The sequence below is a fragment of the Actinomyces minihominis genome, assembly GCF_900187855.1.
Taxonomy (GTDB): Bacteria; Actinomycetota; Actinomycetes; order Actinomycetales; family Actinomycetaceae; genus Scrofimicrobium; species Scrofimicrobium minihominis.
Genome location: NZ_FYEG01000004.1, coordinates 80,343 through 100,613 on the forward strand (window position 1 = coordinate 80,343; position 20,271 = coordinate 100,613).

Genomic DNA, 20,271 nt, shown 5'->3' on the forward strand with positions numbered 1-20,271 from the left:
GTCTAACCGGAGTACGTAATCGCCCCCAAGTCTTCTTGCGGGGCGATCTGTACGTGTGATGCGCCCACGAGAGCTTTCTTGGTGGCGTGGGCAACCGCCGGGGAAACGCGGTCGTCAAAGACCCCGGGGATAATGTAGTTTTCCGACAGTTCGTCCTCGCCAATGACCCCGGCGATAGCGGTGGCACTGGCGTGCAGGACGTCCTCGGTAATCTCGGTTGCCAAAGCGTCCAGAACGCCGCGGAACAGACCGGGGAAGGCCAAAACGTTGTTGATTTGGTTGGGGTAGTCGCTGCGTCCAGTGGCAACCACTGCCGCGTAACGGTTCGCCTCCCACGGGTCGACTTCGGGGATCGGATTGGCGAGGGCGAAAACGATCGCGCCTTCGTTCATCTGGCGAATGTCGTCCCCGCCCAAGATGCCGCCGCGGGAGACGCCGATGAAGACATCCGCGCCGACCAGCCCTTCTTTGAGGGAGCCTTTCACCAGGTTTGGGTTGGTGTTTTCAGCCAGCCAACGGCGGGATTCATGCACGTCGCCAATGGTGTCCCGTGACAGGGCTCCGTCGCGGCCGTAGCCGATGATATCCACGGCCCCCGCTTTGAGGAGCAGGCGGATAATCGCCGAGCCGGCGGCGCCAACCCCTGACACGATAATACGCACGTCCTCAATATTCTTGCCCGTGACTTTGAGGGCGTTGATGAGGGCGGCTAACACCACGATTGCCGTGCCATGCTGATCGTCATGGAAGACCGGGATGTCTAGTTCTTCCCGCAGGCGCTCTTCGATTTCAAAGCAGCGCGGTGCGGCGATGTCTTCCAAGTTGATTCCGCCATAGGCGGGCGCCAGTGCTTTGACGATGGAAATTATTTCTTCCGTGTCCTGAGTATCCAAGACGACCGGCCAGGCGTCCACGTCCCCAAAATGCTTGAAGAGAACCGCTTTCCCTTCCATCACGGGCAGGGCTGCTTCCGGTCCAATATCTCCCAGTCCCAAGACAGCACTTCCATCGGTGACCACGGCAACCGTGTTGGCTTTCATAGTTAGTAAGCGTGCCTTTGAAGGGGCGTCGTGAATCGACTTGCACACCCGCGCCACACCGGGGGTGTACACCCGAGAAAGGTCGTCGCGATTGCGAAGTGGGCTGCGCGGACTGACCGAGATTTTCCCGCCGATATGGTCTAGGAATGTCTGGTCCGCGATTGTCTTTACGCTCACGCCCGGCATTTCTTGCAAGACTTTGCGGATCTCCCGGCGGTGCTCTGAATCGCGCAGGTCAAAGGTGGCGTCCAGCACCATGAACCCGCCTTCGGTTTCGGCCACGTCCAAACCCTTGATGCTGGCGCCACTGCGGGTTGCCACATCAACGATGGCGGCCACCCGGGTTTGAGACTCATCGACCAGAAGACGATAAGACGCGGTGTAGGACGGAGAAACAGGCATGTTCTTCTTCCTTAAGTTGGTGTTTGCTAATGAAGTTGGTGTTTGCTAATGGCTACATTCGAAAAGGGCCCGACCACCACGCTGCGTGATGTCGGACCCCCTTCGCTACTCGACCTCTAGGGTTTGGGCAATCAGTGCCTTGACCTTGGCGGCATCAGCCTGACCGCGCGTGGCCTTCATGACCCCGCCGACCAGGGCGCCGATGGCCTGGACCTTACCCGCCTTGATCTTGGCAACCGCATCCGGGTTGGAGGCGATCACCTCGGCGACAGCTGCCTGCAGTGCGCCCTCATCCGAAACGACCTCGAGTCCACGGGCTGCCACAACCTCGTGGGGTTCACCCTCTCCGGCCAGAACCCCTTCGAGGGCCTGCCGCGCCAGAGAGTCGGTCAGTTTGCCGTCGTCGACCAGCACCTGGAGCGCTGCCACCTGCTGCGGGGTAACGGGGGCGTCCTCAAGGGCAATCCCCGCGGAGCGGGCATGCTTGGCAATCTCTCCGTTCCACCACTTACGGGCGGCGGCGGGCGACGAACCTGCGAGGACGGTGGCCTCAACCAGCTCAAGCGCACCCGAGGAGACGATGTCGCGCATCTCAAGATCGGTCATCGCCCACTCATCCTGCAGCCTGTGGCGCTTGGCCGCGGGTAGCTCAGGAAGTTCAGCGCGCAACTGCTCAATCCACTCACGGTCCGGAACCATGGGAGGGAGATCAGGGTCCGGGAAGTAGCGGTAGTCATCAGCGTCAGACTTGGGACGACCGGATGAGGTCGTTCCATCGGCCTCATGGAAGTGACGGGTCTCCTGGACAATCGACTCACCTGCATTCAGGCGCTCCGCCTGACGGGCGACCTCGAAGCGAACCGCACGGTCAACGGAACGGAATGAGTTGACGTTCTTGGTTTCGGTCCGCGTACCGAGCGGGTCGTCCGCGGACTTACGCAGCGAAACGTTGACATCGGCACGAACATTGCCCCGTTCCATGCGTGCCTCAGAAATGTTGAGAGCACGGAAGATGTCGCGCAGGGTTTGCACGTAGGCCGCGGCGATCTCAGCGGACCGCTCGCCGCCCTCGGTAAACGGCCTCGAAACGATCTCTACCAGCGGCACGGAGGAACGGTTGTAGTCCACCAGGGAGTAGTCGGCACCGTGGATGCGGGTGCCACCACCGACGTGGTTGAGCTTGCCGGCGTCCTCTTCCATATGGGCACGTTCAATCTCAACCCGGTAGGTCGCGCCATCCGAGAGCTCGACATCCACGTAGCCGTCATAGGCGATGGGCGCGGAGGACTGGGAAATCTGGTAGGCCTTGGGAAGGTCCGGGTAGAAGTAGTGCTTGCGAGCAAAGAACGTCTCTTCAGCAATCTTGCAGTTGAGGGCGAGGCCGAGGCGAATCGCCGACTCAAGGGCCTTCTCGTTGAAAACGGGAAGGGTTCCTGGGAGCCCGACAGAAACTTCGTTCACCGACATGTTCGGCTCGGCGAGGAACTCTTGGGGTGAGTCATCGAAGGCCTTGGTGGCCGTGTTCAGTTCAACGTGAACCTCGAGACCGAGCGTAGGTTGGTAGGTCTTGACGGCCTCTTCATAGGTCATTTTTGCCACGGAGTTACTTACCTTCCGAGTCGTTGCGTGCTGGGGCCGGAGTCGAGTAGTCGTCGAGGTAGCGGGGGGCCACCACGTCTTCTGCAACCAGCTCTTCGATAGCTGAGGCGACCGTGTAGAGCAGGGCATCCTCGCGCTGGTGAGCCACCACCTGGATTGCGGTGGGCAGGCCGTTAGCGTCGATTCCGTTGGGGATGGACAGGGCTGGCAGTCCGGCCAGGTTGGCGGGAATGGTGGCGACATCGTTGAGGTAGGCCTCAACAGGGCTCTTCACCTCACGCTCAAATGGGAACGCGGTCCCGAGGGCGGTGGGAGAAACATAGACGTCTGCCTGTTCGAAGAGGCGCTCCAAGTCCTCACGGATCAGGGTGCGCATACGCAGAGCTGCGCCGAAGTAGGCATCGTAGTTGCCGGCACGAAGCACGCGGGTTCCCATGATGATGCGGCGCTTGACCTCTGGGCCAAAGCCGTTGTCACGGGTGTAGGCCATGACCTCATTGACCGTGGGGTTCGGCTTGTCCGGAACCCAGCGGGTGCCGTAGCGGATCCCGTCGAAACGAGCCAGGTTGGATGAGGCCTCAGCGGGCAGGATCATGTAGTAGGTCGGAAAGGCGTACTTGATCGATGGCAGCGAGAGGTGGACGATCTTGGCGCCAGCAGCTTCAAGCTCGGCCAGGGTGCGCTCGAAGTTCGCCCGCACGTCCTCGTCGTAGTTCTCTTCCATGATTTCGTTAACCACGGCGACCCGGAGTCCCTCAACGGCATTCTTTCCACCGGCGGTCTCAATGACCTGGAGCATCGAACCGTGCTCCTCATTCAGTGAGGTGGCATCCTTCGGGTCGTGTCCGGCAATGATGTCCTGCAGTGCGGCAGCATCGGCCAGGTTGCGAGCTACGGGGCCCACCTGGTCCAGCGAAGATGCCAGCGCGATGGCACCGTAGCGCGAGATGCGCCCGTAGGTGGGCTTGACCCCCACTGTTCCTGTCAGCATGGCGGGCTGGCGAATCGAACCACCCGTGTCAGAGCCAAGGGCGAGGGGAACCATGTAGGACGCCACCGCCGCTGCCGAACCGCCACCGGAGCCTCCCGGCGCGCGCTTCAGGTCCCAGGGGTTCTTGGTCGGTCCGAATGCTGAGAACTCGGTGCCCGAACCCATGGCGAACTCATCCAGGTTGGTCTTGCCAACAATGGGCAGGCGGGCGGCCTTGAGGCGTGCCACGACTGTCGCATCGTAGGGGGGAACCCATCCCTCGAGGATCCTCGAGGCCGCCGTGGTCTCAAGACCACTGGTGACGATGTTGTCCTTGACGGCCACGGGAACGCCGGCCAGGGGGTGCAGCTCGGCGCCCTGGGCGCGCAGCTCATCCACCTCCTGTGCGGTGGCGAGAGCACCTTCCGCATCAACGGCCAGGAAGGCGTTGATGCTTGGGTTGAGCTCTTCGATTCGAGCCAAGGATGCCTCTACCAGTTCGGTTGAGGTGACGCGGCCTTCACGCAGCGCCTCTGCCATCTCAAGGGCAGAAAGTTTCATCAAGTCAGTCATCAGTCCTCCTCAAGGATTCGCGGAACTTCAAACATTCCCTCTGAGGCGGCAGGCGCCTGAGCCAGGAGGACCTCACGGTCAATCGTGCCCCCGATGACATCGGGACGCATGACGTTGGTGAGGGGAATGGGAAGACCGGTTTGCGGAGTATCGCCCTCAACAGCGGCCGCCACCGAGTCAATCGCCTCTGCGATTGCGGTGAGATCCTCTGCTAACTGGGAGATTTCTGCCTCTGAAAGAGCGATGCAGGCGAGGTCGGCGAGTTCCGCCACCTCATCCTTTGTGACTGTCGTGTTTGCCATGCATGCCAGTTTACCGCGCCGATTGCGTAGGCTGAGCGTATGACCCAGGAAGTAGCACCAGCGCCGGCACTCCCCGGCCCGCCCCCCGTCGATACCAAGGCCCGGATGTGGCGCATCGCCAAGATGACCACGCTGGCTGTCACCGTTGCCCAGCTCGGCTCCGTCGGGGTGATCTACGGTATCGACCGCGTTCGTAAAGCCCGTATTCCCGGTGGTCGGCATGGGTTTCCCACCCTGCCGCCGGAAGAGGTCGAAGTTGGCAAGACCCGACTCCAGGCTTACACCGAAGGTGCCACCCTCTACGGGGACATGATCGCAGCCATCGATTCCGCCAAGACCTCTGTGTATTTTGAGACATACGTCTGGCGCTCAGATCGCGTGGGATTTGCCTTCAAAGAGGCACTTGTTCGCGCCGCTGAACGTGGGGTCGAGGTCTTCATCATCTATGACGGCTTCGGATCCTTCATGTCGGCTCCCGCCCTCAAGCTGTTCCCCAAACTTCCTACCCTGCACGTTCACCGCGTCAAAGAAATCAGGGTGGGCTTGCTTCTCGGCGACCTGCGCCGGACGGGTCGTAACCACCGGAAGATCCTCGTGGTAGATGACGAAGTCGCCTTCGTGGGTGGGTTCAACATCGGCAAGGACTTCGGAACAGAGTGGCGCGACACCCACATCCGCCTGATTGGGCCCGCGGTTCGTATTCTTTCTGTTGGCTTCCACGACTTCTGGAATACCTTCCGAGGGAAGGACCAACCGATGTTGCCCGAGGGCGAAGAGCTCCCTTGGGACGACCAGATCACGGCGGCTTTCAACCTGCCGTCGAAGCTGCTGTTCCCCGTCCGCATGCAGTACATCGACGCGTTCCGCCGTGCCGCGGAGTCTCTGGAAATCACCACCGCATACTTCATTCCTGATCGGGAGATCCTGCAGGAGCTGATTCTGGCCGCCAGGCGCGGGGTGAAGGTGCGCGTCCTTATTCCCGAGTACTCAAACCACATTTTGGCCGACTGGGTCGCCCGCCCCTTCTTTGGTTCGCTTCTAGAGGCCGGGGTCGAGATCTGGCTCTACAAGCACGCAATGATTCACTCCAAGACCGTCATCGCAGATGCGCGTCGCTCCATCGTGGGCACGGCCAACATCGACCGTCTCTCGATGATGGGTAACTTCGAGGTCACGGTTCAGATTGATGACCCAGAGTTCGCGCAGAAGATGGAGGACATCTTCGATAACGATCTGACGACCGCACGCCAGCTGACCCTGGAGGAATGGCAGGGTCGCTCTGTCGGCACCCGGGTGCTGGAGCGCCTGGTGCGGCCGTTCAACTTCATCGTCTAGGACGCGCCCCCGAGCGCCTCAATCACGGCTTCGACCCCGTCTGTAAGGAGCAGATCAAAGTAGGTCTGATCTGCTACAGGTACTCCCAGGGCCTCCGCCTTGGTGACCTTGGAACCGGATCCCGGACCAGCCACCACCAGGGTGGTCTTTTTGGAGACGCCGGACGCGGCTTTGCCACCGCGGGCAATCACGGCTCCCTTAGCCCCCTCACGGTCGTAGCCGGGCATTGCCCCAGAGATGACTATGGTTGCGCCCTGAAGAATCTGGGGGACCTCTTCGATATCCTGCTCCTCTTCCAGAACTGCCCCAGCCTCGCGCCAAGCTTCGACAATGTCGCGGTGCCAGTCGACGCGGAACCAGTCGTACACAGACTGGCCGATCACCGGGCCCACCCCCTCTGTGTCTGCCAGGTCCTCGACTGTCGCCGAGGCGATGGCATCAACTGAGCCGTACTTAGCTCCCAGCGCCTGTGCCGCGGTGGGGCCGACGTGACGGATCGACATGGCCACCAGGAAACGCCAGATGGGCTTCTTCTTGGCTTCTTCCAGGTTCTTGATCATGGCCTCGACATTCTTACGAGGCTGGGGGTCAATCGACTCAAAGTAGGCGGTACGCACCTTGTTGACCGAGCGGTACTTCTTCTTGTAACCCGAAGTCCAGAAGTACCTCACCTGCTGGTAATCGCCGGTGGCAACACCCCGGACGCGAACCGGACGCCAGACGAAGATGTCCTTGAGAGCCTCGGCCTCGAGACTGAAAATGTCCTTAGAAGACGACAGCACCCCGGCTTGAGCTGCGGGAAGCAGGGCATCAGCGGCTTTGAAAAGTTCCCCGTGACTCAGTTCCCCGTGGTCTTCAAGCCTCAAAACCTCACCGTTTTCGAGTGTTACCGAGTGGCCGGCAACCAGCGCGGCCACCACTCGCTCGCGTCCCATCTCAGGTTGTGTCAGCGCAGCTGCGGCCTCGGCCCCCAGTCCTTCGACATCAAGCGAGCCGCGCGACCCCAGGTGGATCAGGCGCTCCGTAATCTGTGCCGGGCAACCCGCGGTGTTGGGGCAGCGCAGGTCAACATCGCCCTCTTTCATAGGGGCGAGCTTGGTGCCACACGAGGGGCAGTACTCCGGCATCACAAACTCGACCTCGGTGCCATCCCGGTCAGCCATGACGGGTCCCACGACCTCGGGAATCACGTCCCCAGCCTTACGAACCACGATGAGGTCGCCGATGAGAATGCCCTTGCGCTTCACCTCCTGCGAGTTGTGCAGTGTGGCATGCTGCAGGTTTGAACCCGCTACCAGCACCTTCTCAAAAATTGCGTACGGGGTGACGCGACCGGTTCGTCCGACCTGAACCTGGATGTCGAGGAGGCGGGTGAACACCTCTTCCGGCGGGTACTTGTAGGCCACCGCCCACCGCGGCGTGCGGGAGGTGGAACCCATCTCCCGCTGCCGAACCAGGCTGTCAACCTTGAAGACCACACCGTCAATCTCATGCTCAAAGTTAGAGCGTTCCTCACCAAAGTACCGAATGGCATCCGTTGCTTCTTCAAGGGAGTTGATCAGCCGGGTGTGCTCACCCACCGGAACCCCCCAATCCCGGATCTGGTGGTACCACTCAAACTGGGAGTGGGGTTGGTCCACGTCCTCGATTCCGCCCCACTGCACGTCGCCGATGCCGTGAGCAACGAACGACAGCGGCAGTTTGGCCGTCTCCTCAGCGTCCTTTCGACGCAGTGACCCCGCGGCAGCGTTGCGTGGGTTGACGAAGGTCTTCCTTCCGGCCTCAAGCAGTTCCTCATTGACCCGCTCAAAGTCGTCAAGGCGGAAGTAGACCTCTCCGCGAATGTCGATAACGGCGGGGATGGGGGCGCCATGAAGTCGCCCTGGAACCGACCTGATGGTGCGGACGTTGGCTGTCACGTCCTCACCGACGTAACCGTCACCACGGGTCGCAGCCTGGATGAGGACGCCGTCCTCGTAGCGCAGGTTGACCGCCAGACCGTCGACCTTGACCTCGGCTGTCATGGGGATCTTTTCCCCGACCCAGCGGGCTTCCACCCGGTTGAACCAGGCGCCGAGTTCCTCGAAGGAAAAGACATCCTCGAGGCTGGCCATCTGGACAGAGTGGGTCACGGGGGCGAATGTCGCCTGGGGTGAACCACCTACCGACTGGGTCGGCGAGTCCGCCGTTGCCAGGGCCGGGAACCGCGCCTCGAGCTCTTCGAGTTCGCGGTAGTTGGCGTCGTACTGGGCGTCCGAAATCGTGGGTTCGTCGAGGTTGTAGTACTTTTCGCGAGCATCCTGAATGGCTTCAACCAGTTCGGCCCACCGCTGCTCAGCCTGAGTCACTTCGCTGTCCATTTCCATGGGCCCATTCTCGCAGATGGGCAGTGCGACTGAACTGGAAGATCGAGTGGGGCGGTTTGTCCCCAGTTCCACTGGGATACTGCTTCCCACAGTGCGGCATCGATTATTTCGGCGAGGGCGCTTGGGCGCGGATGCTTAGGACATGTCCTCAACCGCCCAGCAGTGCTTACGCACGGAAATGCACCTCGTCTGCACCGCGGGTCCCGATCGCGGCGCGGTTGTCCCCCTTCGGAACGGGGTTGTTCTGGGCCGGGAGACCCTCGGACTCAGTGACGGGGCCGTGTCGCGTCGCCATGCCAGGGTGAGTGGTGCCCGAGGCCGTGGTGGCCATGGTGAACTCGCCCTCGACAATCTATCGAGCACCAATCCCCTGCGTAATCGCTCCCGGGGTAGAAGGCTGAAACCCGGGTTCCGGTTTGTCACTGGGAGCGACGGTTGGGTTGTTCGCAGGCGCCCCACCGACCGTCAGTGGCCGGGAGGCGCGCCACTTCCACGTTCCTCATGGCGCAGGATTGGGGTGATGGCTGCACCCTTCATGGTGGTGGTCCTTCTGCTTCGCCTCTCCCCCTCGCCCCTCTTCACCGGCTCCGCGCTGGGCGCACTGCTGGTCGCGATCAGCATCATCTTGTGGCTGCGGCGAAACCACTGGCGGGGCTGGGACGAAGCGCGACTTCTTCTTGCGGCCTCCTCCCTTACCCCCAGTTCAGGGCAGGGACCCAAGACTGGCCCGATCACAATCCTCCGCGTCCCCGGCCGTCGGCATCTTCTTCAGGTTGACCCATCAGCTGGGCCTTCAGCACCCATTGCGGTGGTGGGTGAGTTCGCAGAGCGCTATGCCTGGTGGCTGGCTTTGCAGATGCATCTTCACGGCTGTCAAGTCAGAGTTCAGCGGGCCCGAGTGACCGTTCAGCCCACAACCGCCGCCGTGATCTGGGCCCCCACGGTGGGCGAAGTCCCCCCGGAGTCACAACTGGTGGTCGAGGCCGTTCCGGTTGGATCTGTGGCGTGGCTGCGCCAGGTGCAGGAGATGCGGGCAACCGCGGCCAAGATTCCCCACCTCGTCGGCCTGGAAGTGGTCCTCGATGGGGCAGCAGAAAGTGGAAGAGGACGTGTCCCACTGGGTCGCTCTCTATCCGGAACCTTCTCCGTTGACCTTGAAGAGGATGGTCCCCACACCCTGGTGGTTGGCGGAACCGGATCTGGCAAATCAGAGCTGCTCACCACCTTCGTTCTCTCCCACGCCCTCAGCCTTTCCCCAGAGGAACTGCGAATGGTGCTGATCGACTTCAAGGGTGGTGCGGGACTGCACCACCTAGCTACCCTCCCCCATGTCGAACACTCACTCAGCGACCTTGATGCCACCCGGGTGCCCTGGTTGCTGCGCTCTCTCGGCGCTGTCCTTCAGGCCCGCAAGCGCATTCTCGCAGCTCAGGGTCTGCGCTCCTGGTTCGAGTTGGAGTCCGCGCATCCGCGCCTGCTGGTGGTAGTTGATGAGTTCCACGTTCTAGCCCAGCAGCATCCCGAGTTGATGGATGAACTGGTTCGGGTAGCGGCTCAGGGGCGCTCCCTGGGCATCCACCTTGTCCTGGCCACCCAGCGCCCCTCGGGATCCGTCACTGCTCAGTTGCGTGCCACCCTGGATCTGAGGATTGCACTGCGATGCGGTGAAGAGGCCGACTCAATCGCGGCCATCGGTTCAGGGAAGGCCGCCCAGCTGCCTCGGGTTCCGGGTCGCGCCCTCGTCAGAGGGGAAGAGATTCAGACGGCGTACTCTCCAGATGCTGAACGCTGGATAGAAAAGGTGAAGTCACGCTGGGGACGCAGCGATGCCTTCCCCAAAGTGGTCCCCGATCCTCTGCCCGACAACGTCGAGGTACAACCTGGTTTCCTGGGCGTCTTTGAGGTGCCGGGCAGGTCTGTCGCCCAACTCCCCGATCCCGGCGGCAGCATGGCGATTCAAGGACCGCAGGCGGTGCGACTTCAGCTCTCAGAGCTTGCCCGCGGGGTTCTTCAATCCCGCGCTCAGCCCGTGGCCCTGTGGATCGATGCGGAGTCTGCCCTGGGGCCCGCCACCAGGGATCTGTGTGAGCTGCTGCGATTTCCGTTTGATGCACCGGCCCCCCTGGTCGTGATTGATGGTGTGAGCAGGTTTTTGACTCGCCTAGAGGAAGTGGCTCTGCCCGACCGGGTGCGGGCGCTGTGGGAACGCCTGCTTTCGGCTGAGGCGCAGGGTGGTCTACAGCTGATTGCAACTGACACACGCTCCCGTTTCGACCTCTCGACCCTGGGGGTTCGTGTCCTGCACCTTCCTGACCGCCGTCACCTTCTCAGCCATGACCTGGCGGCGGCGCTGCCCACCACCGTGCCCGGCAGCGGCGGCCTTCCCGTTGTTAGAGCTAATGATCTTGCACCCTACTGCTCACCACTTCCCGGTCGCGTCCTCATCCAGGGGGTATCTGAGGATGAGGTGGCATGGGCGCAGATGCCGTTGGTGAAAGGACACGGATTAGAGCGAGGGGCAGCGGGAGGACTAAGGCGGCGGAGTTCGGCCTCAGCCCTACCCGAGTTTGCAGGGGGACCCATGTGGGTGATTGGTCAGGATTTGGAACGCATCGGGCTGACGGGTTCCGAAGCGGGTCTCAGGGTTCTGGATGGTTCGCAGTGGCCAAGCCTGGTGGGTCACCTGTCAGGCACGGTGCTGGCTTTCGAGCCGCCTCGCGATCTCTGTCGACTCCTCACCCAACATTTCCCGGACGACGCCGTGTGGTTGGCTGCATCTCAACCCTTTCGTCGCGGCCAGGGACTTTTCGCCCACGAAGAGATGCTGCACTTTTTTGATGACACCGACACACCGACCCACCTGTTGCAGAAGCTGCGCACAGCTGTCTAGCACCCTGGGCACTAAATCCCTTGCAATCGTGAGCGACATCAAATAGTGACGGTTCACACAGGGTGGTTTAGTTCGTTTACGCCACAAAGCGGTTGCCTAGGACCTGCCTCTCACTCAAGATAGTCAAGTAACTGCAAGCGAAGGCGCCGGGTGCGTCCTTTGGCGTACGCGGCACTAACAAGGAGCCCCGCATGGACTGGCGTAGTCGTGCCGCGTGTCTAAGTGTTGACCCAGAACTGTTCTTCCCGATCGGGAACACAGGTCCTGCCGTCGTGCAGGTAGCTGAGGCAAAGCGCGTCTGCAACTCTTGCACAGTTCGAGAGGTCTGCCTGCAGTGGGCCATGGAGAACCACCAGGACTCAGGTGTCTGGGGTGGCCTCAGTGAGGAAGAGCGTCGCTCGATGAAGCGTCGCGCAGCTCGCGCCCGCCGCGCGTCCTGACTGGCAGCTAACGAACAGCCGCCCTGGTTCGTTCGGGGCGCATCCTCAGGGTCGCCACCGTTCCTCCGCCTTCGCGCGGAGCCCATTCGATGTTGCCCTGCAGCTCTCCCCGGACCATGACCTGGACAATTCGGGTTCCTAGGCCGCGTTTGAGGTTCGCCAGCTCGACTCCCTCACCAGCGTCCTCAACCTTTATCTCTAGATCGTCGCCTTCCCGGTGAGCCGTCACCCAGATGGTTCCCGGGCGTTTCGGGTAGCCGTGTTCAACAGAGTTCGAGACCAGTTCGGCTAGGACCGTGGCAAGTGCCGCGGCCTGGTCGGCTGAAATCTCACCGAACTTACCGGAAATCTCCACCCCAATCTCGTGGCCCACTGTCGCCACTTTGACCGCCATCGTGAGGATGCGTTGGCTGACCTCATCAAAGTCGACGACCTCGTCCACATTGTGCGACAGCGCCTCGTGAACCGCGGCAATCGACTCGACCCGGCGACCCGCCTCACGCAGCGCGTCCTGGACGTCGTCCGAATCCGAGCGGCGCTCCTGCAGACGAAGCAGGGCCGAAACCGTCTGCAGGTTGTTCTTCACCCGATGGTGAATCTCCCGAATCGTCGCATCCTTAGTCATGAGCTGCTGCTCGTGACGATGCTGCTCGGTGACATCCCTGGAGAGGAGGACGGCCCCGCGTCTGCGGTGATCGACCAGCAGCGGGATGGCACGAATCGAAATGGTGTTACCGCCGGCCTCAACATTGACCTGCCAGTTGGCACGTCCCATAACGACTACCGCCAGGGACTCTTCAATCTGTGACTCATTACGAATCACCTTCGTGATCTCTTCGATCAGGCTGCGTCCCTCAAGTGGGTGATGAATCCCCAGGCGCCTCATGGCCGAGTTGGCATTCGGGGTGATCTCGAGGACGACACCCTCGGAGTCAATCAGAATGGGACCGTCGACGACCCGGGGAACCCCGTGGCCCGAACGGCTGGGCGTCTCCTGAGCCGGGTAGTCACCGTCGGCAATCATCTGGCAGAGAATGTCGGCCGCGGACTGCATCCACATCTGGTCATCGCCCTGACCGACCGGAGCAGAAATATTCCGCTCAACGGTCATAAGGGCAATGCAGCGGCCTTTACACATGACAGGGACGCAGAAGCGCTGCACCGAGTAGAGGCCGGACCACTGCACCGCCATGTCACTGACGATCTCTTCCCTCTCCATCGCCTGCCGCAGCAGAACCGAGCGGGGTGCCGAAGCGTAGAGCCCGATGACATCGTCGATGTGCACGGTCATTGAGGTCGCGGGTCGACACATCGCGCCCGCGACAAAACGGTCGTCAACGGTCGGAAGCCAGAGGATGAGGTCGGCTGAGGCCAGGTCCGCCAGGACCTGCCAGTCACTCTTGAGACGCTCAAGCCAGGAATCTTCCTCAACACTAAGGGGAAGGATCGGCACGTTGCGCATCAGGTCGTGTGTGCTTGGCATACCTAAACACTACAGCCCGGTCGTTCGAGAGGTAGACCGCATGTGCTGCCGTTTCAAACGAAACCCTTCAGTCGGTGCCTGACGACGTAGGATTAGCCCATCTGCTACTGCGCACTGGAAGGTTGCTCATGAAGTTCACTGAGTCGTATATGTACGATGCCCCCGTAACCCGGGTCTGGGACATGCTCTCTGACCCCACTTTCGTCAAGGCCCGCAACGCCGGTCTTGAGATCCCCAATCCCCACGTTGAGTCTGATGCTGGCGAGAGCCAGATTCTGACCACAACATCGGGTGAAGTTCCCCCCTCGATGATCCCGCCGGCCGCACAGCGCTTCCTTAAGGGAAACACCAAATTTGTCATCCACGAGGAGTGGCGCCTGGTGAACTCCACCAAGATCCACGGCACCCTCAAAGCCCAGGGTCAGGGTGTACCCGCCTCCCTCAGCGCCGATGTTCAGATTGTTGAGGTCGCCGGTGGTTCATCCAAGGTGACGATGAATGGCGATATAAAGGTGAACATTCCCTTCCTTGGCGCCAAACTTGAGAGACAGGCTCTTGGCTTTGCCCCCCGACTCATCAAGGCCGACACGGAAGCCGCCTCCGCCTGGCTCTCAAACCACTAGGCCAACCCTCGGCCGCACGGCCGACAGTTAGTCACCACGCCCAGGAACAGAAGGAAGAGAAGTTGACGGAGACAGTAGACCCCCAGCCAGGCTTCACCGTGGAGCGCACCGGTGAGCGCCAGTACGCCGCGAAGAGCGAGCGTGGCAGCGAGCTTGTCATCGGCTACGGTCCCGGAGAGTTCAGCCCCGGCGACCTACTCAAGCTGGCCATCCTCGGCTGCAATGCCCTTTCCTCAGAGGCCCGCTTCACCCGGGTCCTCGGTGAGGACTGTGAGCTTACCGGTCGCATCACCTCGGAGTACCTCAAGTCAGAGGACCGCTTTACCGAGTTCACGGTAGAGCTGAACGCCGACCTCTCCGCCCTCTACCCCGAAGATCGTGAACAGCTCCTTGAGCGCGCCGCCAAAGCGGTGCAGCGCTACTGCACCATCAGCCACACCGTCGAGAAGTCCGCGGTAACCCACCTGACCATCGACGGCACCGAGGTCTAGCCGTGACGGGTGCGGTCGACCGCCAGTACGAGGATCTTCTTGAGGACGTCCTCCTCAATGGAACGCGGAAGGGTGACCGCACCGGAACCGGCACGCTCAGTGTCTTTGGTCGTCAGCTTCGCTACGACCTCAGCCAGGGCTTCCCCGTCATCACCACCAAGCGGGTGCACCTCAAGTCCGTGGTGGGTGAACTGCTGTGGTTCCTCTCCGGTTCCTCAAATATCAAGTGGTTGCAGGACAACGGCATCCGCATTTGGAATGAATGGGCGGATGAGGACGGAGAGCTGGGACCCGTCTACGGGGTGCAGTGGCGCAGCTGGCCGGGTGCGGACGGCGAACCAATCGACCAGATCGCCGAACTTGTTGAAACCATCAAAACCAACCCCAACTCTCGGCGCATGGTGGTGTCGGCGTGGAACGTCAGCCAGCTACCGGAGATGGCGCTGCAGCCCTGCCACGCTTTCTTCCAGGTTTACGTCGCCGACGGGAAGCTCAGTTTGCAGCTCTACCAACGCAGCGCCGACCTCTTCCTCGGGGTGCCCTTCAACATCACCTCCTACGCCCTGCTGACCCACATGTTGGCTCAGCAGACCGGGCTTGAGGTCGGCGAGTTCATTTGGACCGGCGGTGACGTCCACATCTACAACGACCACTTCGAGCAGGCCCGTCTACAAACCGGGCGCCAGCCGTACCCCTTCCCCGCCCTCAAGCTGGAGCCAGCCGCGGACATCTTCTCTTACGACTTCGACGACATCGCCCTCGATAGCTACCAGCACCATCCCCACATTGCGGCCAAGGTCTCGGTCTAGTGAGGCGGGCATCGATTTGGGCCGAGGACGCACGCGGCATCATCGGCAGTGGCACAGATATGGTGTGGCGGGTTCCCGCCGATTCCAAGTTCTTCAAAGAGCAAACCATGGGGTGCCCCATCATCATGGGACGCTCTTCCTTTCAGGCGCTGGGGCGTCCCCTTCCGGGGCGCACCAACATCGTCCTCTCCCGCAACCCTGACTTCCAGCCCGAGGGTGTCACTGTGGCTCACTCCCTCGCGGAAGCATTCCAGCTGGCTGAAGAGGCCGCCGCAGAGCAGGGCGCTGAAACTATCTGGGTCACGGGGGGCGGCGACGTTTACGCCTCCACCATGGACATGGTCGATGAACTGGTGGTCACCAGCATTGACCTGGAGGTCCCCCGGGAACGTGGACTAGTGAGCGCCCCGAGCATCAACCCGGAACTGTGGCAGCTGGTTCCGGAGCTTTCCGACCCCGGGTGGCGCGAACTATCCGGGGATGCCCGCTGGCGCGTTTCCGTCTACCAGCGGGTCATACCTCGCGTCTAACCCGGGCCTACTCGACCTCGGCCAGAACTGACGGAGCCGCGAGCTTCCAGCGTTCCTGCCACGGTCCAATCGGCTCGACCCCAGTGCCCTCGTAGGCTCCGTGAGCCAGCAGCGACCACTCCGGGCGCGGTGCGGGACGGGGGAAGTCCTTGGTTGAAACCGGGTGGACCTCGTCCTCGGAGACCCCGACCTCAGCGGCGATGGCGCGGGTGAAGTCGTACCAGGTCGCCTCGCCCTCACTGGTGGCGTGGTAAATCCCAAAAGGGGCCTGCTTGGTCACCAGGTCGACGATGATCCGCGCAACATCCTTGGTCCAGGTGGGTTGACCGTGCTGGTCATCGACGACATTGGCTGTGCCGTTCTGCTTGAGAACCCGGGCCAGCGTCTTCGGGAAGCAGGGGCCACCCGCTCCGTAAAGCCAGGCGGTGCGAACGATGTACGAGGACGGATGATCCGCACGCACCGCCCACTCGCCCGCTGCTTTAGTACGCCCGTATGCCCCGAGGGGATGCGCCGCATCGTCCTCGGCGTAGGGAATCGGCGAAGTGCCTGAAAAAACGTAGTCGGTGGAGATCTGCACCAGCGGAATCCCCCGTTTGGCGGCAGCGCGGGCCAGGTACTGGGGAGCCACGGCATTCAGTGTGAAAGCTAGCCCCTCGTTCTCTTCAGCCGGATCCACAGCCGTGTAGGCCGCGCAGTTCACGACGACTTCCGGCTTCATCTCTTCAAAGAAGGCTTCAATCTCTTCGGGAGAGGTGATGTCGAGTCGGTCGCGGTCGGGCGCATCGAACCCGACCCCCCTTGCAGTGAGTTCCGCGCAGACATCCTGCGCCAGCATTCCGTAGCCGCCAGCGACCAACCAGGCCATAGTGCTCCCCTTTTCCAGCGCTCCGGAACCATCCAGGCTGCGGGCTCACGCGAGATATAAAGTAGATTTACAGTTGCTTAACGATCATATATACCCCTGACACTCCGCGGCGCAGCCACGGCAAGGGGCTGCGGAAGGACATTTGCATGCAGTGGGAAGAACTGGGAATTGAAGGCGCCTGGCTGGTGACTCCTAAGATGTTCGAGGACGAACGAGGCTTCTTTGCTGAAGCTTTCAAAGCCGATGAGTTCGAGGCAGCCGTGGGACACCCGTTCCACCTGCGCCAGGCCAACATGTCGGTCTCCAAGGCCGGGGTGGTCCGAGGCATCCACTACGCCGATGTTCCGCCCTCGCAAGCCAAGTACGTCTCTTGCACCAGGGGCGCCATCATCGACTACATAGTCGACATTCGCGTTGGCTCCCCGACCTTCGGCAAGTCCGTCTCGGTTCTACTCGACTCTGCACGTCCCCGCTTCGTCTACATCTCCGAGGGTCTGGGACACGCCCTGTGCGCCCTTGAGGACGGCTCCACCGTCAACTACCTGGTCTCAGAGCCGTTCAACCCCGGCGCGGAACACGGCGTCCAGCCACTAGACCCGACCCTGGGTATCGAGTGGCCGAAGGAAGACCTCCATGGCAACCCAATCGAGCTGCTGCTGTCCCCCAAGGACACGGCTGCCCCCTCTCTCACCGATGCGGTTGAGCAGGGTTTGCTTCCCACCTATGAGGACTGCGTGAACTACCGCCGCTCCCTCTAGAAGCCACCACGACAGCAGGGCCCGGGCCATTGGTCCCGGGCCCTATTGTTACCGCTCACCATTACGCCGCAATTTCGTGCGCCCGCACCTGTTCCCCTGAAAATGCGTGCGCAGATGGACTGTGACCGACCTAATATAAAAGGGGTCTATGTCGACCCACCACCAGGCACTTTCAACGGGGAAATGATGGAACCTACCACTCACCAGTCCACCTCACCAAACGTGAAGAAATCTCGTTTCGGGTGGGGGGTGAGTTCAATACTTCTCCTTACCGCCGTCCTCGGCGGATGCTCCTCATCATCCACACCTGCGGCGGAAGCAGTAGAGAGTCCCTCCCACGGTGGCGAAGCAGCGCTGGCGCTTCCCGACCTCGCGCAGGCCACGGTGTGGATGGGTATCGGCGGCCCAGCCCTGCTGTGGATCTCCCTCGCGGTCTGCCTGTTGGGCTTCGGGTTCGGCATCATCTCCTACTCTTCACTGCGGCGCCTACCGGTACACAAGTCAATGCTGGAGATCTCGGAGCTGATTTACACCACCTGCAAGGCCTACCTGTTCAAACAGGGTCGCTTCCTACTAATCCTCTGGGTCTTCATCACCACCGTCATCGTCATTTACTACAGGTTCCTCATCGACTTCACCTGGGGTCGAACGCTCATCATCGTCTTCTTCTCCATGCTCGGCATGGCAGGCTCCTACGCGGTGGCCTGGTACGGGATTCGGGTCAACACCTTCGCCAACTCACGCATGGCCTACGCGGCCCTGCGCGGCAAGCCCCTTCCCCTGCACCAGATCCCGCTAACCGCCGGCATGTCCATCGGCATGGTGCTCATTTCACTTGAGCTTTTCATGATGCTGATCATCCTGCTGGTGCTTCCACCCGCCATCGGTGGCGCCTGCTTTATCGGCTTTGCCATCGGCGAGTCCCTGGGGGCCTCTGCCCTGCGTATCGCCGGTGGTATCTTCACCAAGATTGCCGACATTGGCTCCGACCTCATGAAAATCGTCTTCAAGATTGATGAGGACGATCCCCGCAACCCCGGCGTCATCGCCGACTGTGTTGGTGACAATGCGGGAGATTCAGTCGGCCCCTCGGCAGACGGTTTTGAGACCTACGGAGTCACCGGCGTCGCCCTCGTCACCTTCATCATCCTGGCCGTGCCCGACCCCATCATGCAGGCCACCCTGCTGGTGTGGATATTCGTTGTCCGCGCGGCCATGCTGATTGCCTCGGGGCTGGCCTACTGGATCAACTCGGCCTGGACCAACGCCCGCTACCGGAACGCCACCCGAATGGACTTCGAAGCCCCCCTCACCTCCCTGGTGTGGATCACCTCGATTGTCTGCATTGCGGTGACCTTCGGAACCACCGCCCTCATCATGGGCAACACCCACGACGGACTGGGCTGGAAGCTGGCGGCAATCATCACCTGTGGCACCCTGGCCGGGGCCCTGATCCCGGAACTCGTCAAGTCCTTCACCTCCACCTCCTCGCGCCATGTGCGAGAGACGGTAAAGAGTTCGCGTGAGGGCGGCGCTTCCCTCAACATCCTCTCGGGGCTGGTGGCCGGCAACTTCTCCGCCTACTGGCTTGGAATCGCCATCGTCGGTCTCATGTCCGTAGCCTTCCTGGTCTCCGGCTTCGGCCTCGGAGACATCATGGCTGCCCCCGCTGTCTTTGCCTTCGGCCTGGTGGCCTTCGGATTCCTCGGCATGGGACCCGTAACCATCGCCGTCGACTCCTACGGCCCGGTCACGGACAACGCGCAGTCCGTCTTCGAGCTCTCCCAGATCGAGCAGATTCCCGGCATCAGCGAAGAGATTGAAAAGACCGACGGCTACAAGCCGGAGTGGTCCCGCGCCAAGCTGATGCTGGAAGAAAATGACGGGGCTGGCAACACCTTCAAGGCCACCGCCAAGCCCGTCCTCATCGGCACCGCTGTTGTCGGCGCCACCACCATGATTTTCTCGATCATCATCGGCCTCACCAACGGCCTCAACGAGAACCTCGACAAACTGTCACTGCTGCACGCCCCCTTCCTCCTCGGCTTCATCCTGGGTGGCGCCGTCATCTTCTGGTTCTCTGGCGCCTCCATCCAGGCGGTCACCACCGGCGCCTACCGCGCTGTCCAGTTCATCAAGGCCCACATCAAACTCGATAAGAACTCCAAGAAGGCGTCCGAAAAGGATTCGACGAAGGTGGTGGAGATCTGCACCGAGTACGCGCAGCAGGGCATGCTCAACATCTTCCTTGCCGTCTTCTTTATTACGCTTTCATTTGCGTTCGTTGAGCCGTTCCTGCTGATCGGCTACCTGATTTCCATCGCTATTTTCGGCCTCTACCAGGCCATCTTCATGGCCAACGCCGGTGGCGCCTGGGACAACGCGAAGAAGGTGGTCGAGGTCGACCTCCATGCCAAGGGAACCGCCCTGCACGACGCCACCATCGTCGGCGATACCGTGGGCGACCCCTACAAGGACACCTCTTCCGTTGCCCTGAACCCCATCATCAAGTTCACCACCCTGTTCGGGCTGCTGGCAGTTGAGCTAGCCGTCAGCCTCACCTACCAGGGACTGGGCACTCTGGTCCACGTCCTCGCCGCCGTGTTCTTCGTGGTTGCCAACGTTTTCATCTACCGCTCCTTCTACGGCATGCGTATCCCGAAGGAGACACTGGGCGATACCGAAGAGGTAACGGACGGAGGCCTCGCAGGGCAATCCCCTGCCGCCGCCACCACGGAGGCGGTAGCCTCAAAGTCACCAGGTGCAACCGTGCGCGGGACGGGAGTTTAGGT

At 61.5% G+C, this 20,271-nt stretch carries 16 protein-coding genes; 9 read left to right on the forward strand and 7 right to left on the reverse strand.

Going from position 1 to position 20,271, the window contains the following annotated elements; genetic code table 11:
- Positions 1-2 precede the first annotated feature (2 nt).
- The 4 genes from CS903_RS05805 to gatC all read right to left on the reverse strand — a co-directional run bounded on the left by CS903_RS05805 (position 3) and on the right by gatC (position 4,886).
- Positions 3-1,442 carry an NAD-dependent malic enzyme gene (locus tag CS903_RS05805; RefSeq protein WP_099332612.1) on the reverse strand — a complete coding sequence of 480 codons (1,440 nt, stop codon included), beginning with the start codon at positions 1,440-1,442 and terminating at the stop codon, positions 3-5.
- A gap of 105 nt (positions 1,443-1,547) precedes the next feature.
- Positions 1,548-3,032: an Asp-tRNA(Asn)/Glu-tRNA(Gln) amidotransferase subunit GatB gene (gene gatB / locus CS903_RS05810; RefSeq protein ID WP_099332613.1), complete on the reverse strand. Its 1,485-nt coding sequence runs from the start codon at positions 3,030-3,032 to the stop codon at positions 1,548-1,550.
- Positions 3,033-3,045: 13 nt separating this feature from the next.
- The gene (gene gatA / locus CS903_RS05815; protein ID WP_099332614.1) at positions 3,046-4,584 is read right to left on the reverse strand and encodes an Asp-tRNA(Asn)/Glu-tRNA(Gln) amidotransferase subunit GatA; all 1,539 of its coding nucleotides are present in this window, start codon (positions 4,582-4,584) and stop codon (positions 3,046-3,048) included.
- Positions 4,584-4,886, reverse strand: coding sequence for an Asp-tRNA(Asn)/Glu-tRNA(Gln) amidotransferase subunit GatC (gene gatC, locus CS903_RS05820; RefSeq protein WP_099332615.1), 303 nt, complete (start codon positions 4,884-4,886; stop codon positions 4,584-4,586). The genes gatA and gatC overlap by 1 nt, the downstream gene beginning before the upstream one ends.
- Before the next feature lie 105 nt (positions 4,887-4,991).
- Here gatC and CS903_RS05825 point away from each other — a divergent pair, with 105 nt between their 5' ends.
- Positions 4,992-6,221 (forward strand): phospholipase D-like domain-containing protein, encoded by a 1,230-nt coding sequence (locus tag CS903_RS05825; RefSeq protein WP_099332665.1) that lies wholly within the window; start codon positions 4,992-4,994, stop codon positions 6,219-6,221.
- On the opposite strand, the gene ligA is transcribed toward CS903_RS05825, so the two are convergent.
- Positions 6,218-8,587, reverse strand: a complete 2,370-nt coding sequence (ligA, locus tag CS903_RS05830) for an NAD-dependent DNA ligase LigA (protein ID WP_099332616.1) — start codon at positions 8,585-8,587, stop codon at positions 6,218-6,220. The genes CS903_RS05825 and ligA overlap by 4 nt on opposite strands.
- A 142-nt stretch (positions 8,588-8,729) precedes the next feature.
- Between ligA and CS903_RS05835 the strand changes: the two genes are divergently transcribed.
- Positions 8,730-11,477 carry an FtsK/SpoIIIE domain-containing protein gene (locus CS903_RS05835; RefSeq protein WP_099332617.1) on the forward strand — a complete coding sequence of 916 codons (2,748 nt, stop codon included), beginning with the start codon at positions 8,730-8,732 and terminating at the stop codon, positions 11,475-11,477.
- Between the two features lie 191 nt (positions 11,478-11,668).
- Positions 11,669-11,917: a WhiB family transcriptional regulator gene (locus CS903_RS05840; RefSeq protein WP_099332618.1), complete on the forward strand. Its 249-nt coding sequence runs from the start codon at positions 11,669-11,671 to the stop codon at positions 11,915-11,917.
- A gap of 7 nt (positions 11,918-11,924) precedes the next feature.
- Here the strand turns inward: CS903_RS05840 and CS903_RS05845 are convergent, their stop codons facing one another.
- Positions 11,925-13,400 carry a sensor histidine kinase gene (locus tag CS903_RS05845; RefSeq protein WP_099332619.1) on the reverse strand — a complete coding sequence of 492 codons (1,476 nt, stop codon included), beginning with the start codon at positions 13,398-13,400 and terminating at the stop codon, positions 11,925-11,927.
- A gap of 128 nt (positions 13,401-13,528) precedes the next feature.
- Between CS903_RS05845 and CS903_RS05850 the strand changes: the two genes are divergently transcribed.
- The 4 genes from CS903_RS05850 to CS903_RS05865 all read left to right on the forward strand — a co-directional run bounded on the left by CS903_RS05850 (position 13,529) and on the right by CS903_RS05865 (position 15,853).
- Positions 13,529-14,023, forward strand: a complete 495-nt coding sequence (locus tag CS903_RS05850) for a DUF2505 domain-containing protein (protein ID WP_099332620.1) — start codon at positions 13,529-13,531, stop codon at positions 14,021-14,023.
- Positions 14,024-14,085: 62 nt separating this feature from the next.
- Positions 14,086-14,514, forward strand: coding sequence for an OsmC family protein (locus CS903_RS05855; RefSeq protein ID WP_242491773.1), 429 nt, complete (start codon positions 14,086-14,088; stop codon positions 14,512-14,514).
- Between the two features lie 2 nt (positions 14,515-14,516).
- A complete protein-coding gene (locus CS903_RS05860; RefSeq protein ID WP_099332621.1) occupies positions 14,517-15,323 on the forward strand; it encodes a thymidylate synthase in 807 nt (268 codons plus the stop codon).
- Entirely contained in the window at positions 15,323-15,853 is a 531-nt protein-coding gene (locus CS903_RS05865; RefSeq protein ID WP_099332622.1) for a dihydrofolate reductase, read from the forward strand. The genes CS903_RS05860 and CS903_RS05865 overlap by 1 nt, the downstream gene beginning before the upstream one ends.
- A gap of 7 nt (positions 15,854-15,860) precedes the next feature.
- Here CS903_RS05865 and rfbD read toward each other — a convergent pair whose 3' ends face one another.
- Entirely contained in the window at positions 15,861-16,721 is an 861-nt protein-coding gene (gene rfbD, locus CS903_RS05870; protein ID WP_099332623.1) for a dTDP-4-dehydrorhamnose reductase, read from the reverse strand.
- A gap of 146 nt (positions 16,722-16,867) precedes the next feature.
- Between rfbD and CS903_RS05875 the strand changes: the two genes are divergently transcribed.
- Together CS903_RS05875 and CS903_RS05880 are read left to right on the forward strand one after the other, a co-directional pair.
- Entirely contained in the window at positions 16,868-17,479 is a 612-nt protein-coding gene (locus tag CS903_RS05875) for a dTDP-4-dehydrorhamnose 3,5-epimerase family protein (RefSeq protein WP_099332624.1), read from the forward strand.
- 114 nt (positions 17,480-17,593) lie between these two features.
- The gene (locus tag CS903_RS05880; RefSeq protein WP_442316363.1) at positions 17,594-20,269 is read left to right on the forward strand and encodes a sodium-translocating pyrophosphatase; all 2,676 of its coding nucleotides are present in this window, start codon (positions 17,594-17,596) and stop codon (positions 20,267-20,269) included.
- Positions 20,270-20,271: the final 2 nt, after the last annotated feature.

Coding starts and splice junctions, on each gene's coding strand:
- CS903_RS05805 (WP_099332612.1), bottom strand. CDS start 1,442: ATGCCTGTTTCTCCGTCCTACACCGCGTCTTATCGTCTTCTGGTCGAT.
- gatB (WP_099332613.1), bottom strand. CDS start 3,032: ATGACCTATGAAGAGGCCGTCAAGACCTACCAACCTACGCTCGGTCTC.
- gatA (WP_099332614.1), bottom strand. CDS start 4,584: ATGACTGACTTGATGAAACTTTCTGCCCTTGAGATGGCAGAGGCGCTG.
- gatC (WP_099332615.1), bottom strand. CDS start 4,886: ATGGCAAACACGACAGTCACAAAGGATGAGGTGGCGGAACTCGCCGAC.
- CS903_RS05825 (WP_099332665.1), top strand. CDS start 4,992: ATGTGGCGCATCGCCAAGATGACCACGCTGGCTGTCACCGTTGCCCAG.
- ligA (WP_099332616.1), bottom strand. CDS start 8,587: ATGGAAATGGACAGCGAAGTGACTCAGGCTGAGCAGCGGTGGGCCGAA.
- CS903_RS05835 (WP_099332617.1), top strand. CDS start 8,730: ATGTCCTCAACCGCCCAGCAGTGCTTACGCACGGAAATGCACCTCGTC.
- CS903_RS05840 (WP_099332618.1), top strand. CDS start 11,669: ATGGACTGGCGTAGTCGTGCCGCGTGTCTAAGTGTTGACCCAGAACTG.
- CS903_RS05845 (WP_099332619.1), bottom strand. CDS start 13,400: ATGCCAAGCACACACGACCTGATGCGCAACGTGCCGATCCTTCCCCTT.
- CS903_RS05850 (WP_099332620.1), top strand. CDS start 13,529: ATGAAGTTCACTGAGTCGTATATGTACGATGCCCCCGTAACCCGGGTC.
- rfbD (WP_099332623.1), bottom strand. CDS start 16,721: ATGGCCTGGTTGGTCGCTGGCGGCTACGGAATGCTGGCGCAGGATGTC.
- CS903_RS05875 (WP_099332624.1), top strand. CDS start 16,868: ATGCAGTGGGAAGAACTGGGAATTGAAGGCGCCTGGCTGGTGACTCCT.
- CS903_RS05880 (WP_442316363.1), top strand. CDS start 17,594: ATGGACTGTGACCGACCTAATATAAAAGGGGTCTATGTCGACCCACCA.